General features: G+C 68.6%; 3 protein-coding genes. 1 reads left to right on the top strand and 2 read right to left on the bottom strand.

Features of this window, described 5'->3' with window-relative positions:
- Nucleotides 1-38 precede the first annotated feature (38 nt).
- A complete protein-coding gene (locus VFX99_RS01445) occupies nucleotides 39-1,349 on the top strand; it encodes a DUF4032 domain-containing protein (protein WP_329664543.1) in 1,311 nt (436 codons plus the stop codon).
- Between the two features lie 31 nt (nucleotides 1,350-1,380).
- On the opposite strand, the gene VFX99_RS01440 is transcribed toward VFX99_RS01445, so the two are convergent.
- Together VFX99_RS01440 and rlmB are read right to left on the bottom strand one after the other, a co-directional pair.
- Nucleotides 1,381-2,022: an NAD(P)-dependent oxidoreductase gene (locus VFX99_RS01440; RefSeq protein WP_329664542.1), complete on the bottom strand. Its 642-nt coding sequence runs from the start codon at nucleotides 2,020-2,022 to the stop codon at nucleotides 1,381-1,383.
- Between the two features lie 83 nt (nucleotides 2,023-2,105).
- Entirely contained in the window at nucleotides 2,106-3,110 is a 1,005-nt protein-coding gene (rlmB, locus tag VFX99_RS01435) for a 23S rRNA (guanosine(2251)-2'-O)-methyltransferase RlmB (RefSeq protein ID WP_329664541.1), read from the bottom strand.
- Nucleotides 3,111-3,237 lie beyond the last annotated feature (127 nt).

The raw sequence follows: 3,237 nt of genomic DNA, 5'->3' as shown, positions 1-3,237 counted from the left end.
ACCCCCCGCGCCGCGGTTTTCCATTTCACCGGAGACAGATGCCAGAGTCACTCAGCATCACGGCGAGCTCGGTCGACCCGGGTCTGCTGACGCTGCCGTGGTCGACGCCGCTGGCCGAGTGGCCGAGCAGCTACATCGTGTTCCTCCCCAAGGGCCTCTCCCGCCACCTCGTCCGGTTCGCGAACCTCTCCGGCAGGGTCGTCGCCATCAAGGAGACGACCGAGGAGATGGCCCGCCGTGAATACGACATGCTCGGCAACCTCGACCGCCTCGACGCCCCGTGCGTCGAGCGGGTCGCCGTCATCGCCGGCCGAACGGATGCCGCCGGCAAGCCTCTGCCGGCCGCGCTCGTCACGGCGCACCTGAAGTTCTCACTCCCCTACCGCGCGCTGTTCACGCAGGTGCTGCGCCCCGACACGGCCAACCGCCTCGTCGACGCGCTGGCCGTGCTGCTCGTTCGCCTGCACAACGTCGGCTTCTTCTGGGGCGACGTGTCCCTGTCGAACACGCTGTTCCGGCGGGATGCGGGCGCGTTCGCGGCGTACCTTGTCGACGCCGAGACCGGGGAGCTGCATGAAAGCGGCCTCACCGCAGGTCAGCGCGCGCACGACCTGGACGTGGCGCGCACGAACATCGCCGGCGAGATCATGGACCTCGAAGCAGGCGGACGCCTCGAGGGCGGTGTCGACGCGATCGCGATCGCGGACGGCATCATGTCGTCGTACCGGTCGCTGTGGACGGCGCTCACCGACCAGGAGACCTTCGCCGCCAACGAATCATGGCGCATCACCGAGCGGGTGCAGCGGCTCAACGAACTGGGGTTCGACATCGGCGAGATGTCGATCCAGGCACGGACGGACGGCACGCGAGTCTCGATCCAGCCCAAGGTCGTGGATGCCGGGCACCACCAACGCCGCCTGCTGCGACTGACCGGGCTCGACGTCGAGGAGAATCAGGCGCGCCGTCTGCTGAACGACCTCGACGAGTTCCGCGCCCGGATCTCACGCCTCGGCGACGACGAGGACATGGTCGCTCACGAGTGGCTGACACGGGTGTTCGAACCGGTGATCAAGTCCATCCCGTTCGAGCTGCGGGCAAAGCTCGAACCCGCCGAGGTCTTCCACCAGGTGCTCGAGCACCGGTGGTACATGTCGCAGGCCAGTGGCCGGTCGGTGCCGCTCGCCGAGGCCATCGCGAGCTACATCGACGACGTGCTGCGCTATCGCCGCGACGAGGCGACGCTGATGATGGGTCCCGTCACCGAGACGATGGCGCTGCCCGTCATCACCGCCGACATCCCCGTCCAGGACGACGAGGCAGACAGCGTGGACTGGCGCGACCTCGTCTGAGCTTGTCAGCGAACGGCGTCAAGCGCTCTCGTCAGTAGCCGACGGTGAAGCGGGAGCGGTGGTGCTTCGGAGTCTCGATCTCGTCTATGAAGGCCACCGCCAGGTCGGCGCCCGAGATGTTGGAGTTGCCGTCCTCGTCGCGGACGACGACAGCGCCGCCATCCCGATACGTGCCGGTGCGCTCGCCGGGATTCCATACGCCGAACGTCTCGGCCGGATGGATCATGAACCAGTCGAGACTGGGCGCGGTCGCCTCGAGGCCCTCGAGGATGTCCACACCGGTCTGCGCCTCGGCGCGATACTCCTCGGGGAAGTTCACATCGATCAGGCGCGGTCCGCCCGGCGCGGACAAAGACGATCCCGTGCCGCCGACCACGCCCAGGCGTACACCCGAGCCCTCGAGCTCCTTCGCAAGCTCGAGGAAGCCGTCGACCGCCGTGCCGGCCATGTCACCGCGCGGGCTGACCGCGGAGATGATGGCCTCGACGCCCTGCAGCTCTGCGACGAGACCCGGTGCGTCCAGGATCGTCCCCTCGACGTAGGTCACGCCCTCGATGCGCTCCGCGGGCACCTTGCGGGCGACGGAGACCACCGTGTGCCCGCGCCGCACCGCCTCTGCGACGATGTGGCTGCCGGCATAGCCGGTTCCTCCGATGACGGCGATACGGGTCATGCTGGTCCTCTCGATGGGGTCGACGGTTGAAAGGCAGGTGCGGGCCGGTTCATTCCCCGCCCCCGCCAACAGATTACGAAGCGCTACAGCAGCGATGAATCTTTGCGGGTGCGCAGCGTCGAGACCTGGTACAGGGCGACGGATGCCGCGATGCCGGCGTTCAGCGACTCGGTGGCCGCATCGATCGGAATGGAGACGATCTGGTCGCAGGTCTCGCTGACCAGGCGCGAGAGCCCCTTGCCCTCGGATCCGACGACGATCACCACGGGTCGATCGGCGAGTTGGAGGGCCGGCAGCGACACGTCCCCTCCCCCGTCCAGCCCGAGGACGAACACACCCTGCTTCTTGAAGTCCTTCAGCGTGGATGTCAGGTTCGGTGCGATCGCCACCGGGATGCGGGCGGCCGCTCCCGCGCTGGTCTTCCAGGCGGCGCTGTTGACGCTGGCCGAACGACGTTGCGGCAGGATCACGCCGTGCCCGCCGAACGCGCCCGTCGAGCGGATGATCGCGCCGAGGTTGCGCGGGTCGGTCACTCCGTCCAGCGCGACGAACAGCGGGGTCTGCCCGCGCTCGATCACCTTCTCGAGCAGATCCTGCGGGTGGGCGTACTCGTACGGCGGCACCTTCAGCGCGACGCCCTGGTGGACGCCGTCGAACCCGGCCATCCGATCCAACTCGGGGCGCGTGACCTCCATGACGGGGATCTCGCGGTGGGTCGCGATCGACAGCATCTCCTTCACGCGATCATCCATCTCGACGCGCTGGGCGATGTAGAACGCGGTCGCGGGGATCTTCGCCCGAAGCGCCTCCAACACCGAGTTGCGCCCGGTCACCACCTCGGTGTCGTCGTCCTTCTTCGCCGCACGCGGTCGCGACTGCGCCTGGCCGGCGGGCTTGCCCTTGCCGCCGGCGGCCGCATACCGCTCCTGTGCCGCCTTCCGCTTGCCTGCGGGATGCCAGGCGCGGTCCTCGGCCTTCGGGGTGGGTCCGCGACCCTCCAACGAGCGCTTGTTCTTGCCGCCCGTGCCCTTGAGGGGGCCTTTCTTGCCTCTGCTGGCGCCCGGGCGCCCGGGCTTACTGCCGGCCATGTGTCACTCCTTCATCTCGGGCTGTGCCCCGAGCAATTCTTGGTCCGGGTGCCGGGCGGATGCGCGGGAGCCGCCATCCGCAAGCGCCCAGCGGGTGCCTTCGGCACCGTCTTCTAGGGTGATGCCC

Origin of the sequence: Microbacterium sp. (assembly GCF_036277215.1) — a bacterium.
Classification (GTDB): Bacteria; Actinomycetota; Actinomycetes; order Actinomycetales; family Microbacteriaceae; genus Microbacterium.
This window is presented reverse-complemented; position numbering and strand designations above follow the sequence as displayed.

Bases quoted from the DNA above. Each gene is read 5' to 3' on its own strand.
- VFX99_RS01445 (WP_329664543.1), top strand. From the start codon at position 39: ATGCCAGAGTCACTCAGCATCACGGCGAGCTCGGTCGACCCGGGTCTG.
- VFX99_RS01440 (WP_329664542.1), bottom strand. From the start codon at position 2,022: ATGACCCGTATCGCCGTCATCGGAGGAACCGGCTATGCCGGCAGCCAC.
- rlmB (WP_329664541.1), bottom strand. From the start codon at position 3,110: ATGGCCGGCAGTAAGCCCGGGCGCCCGGGCGCCAGCAGAGGCAAGAAA.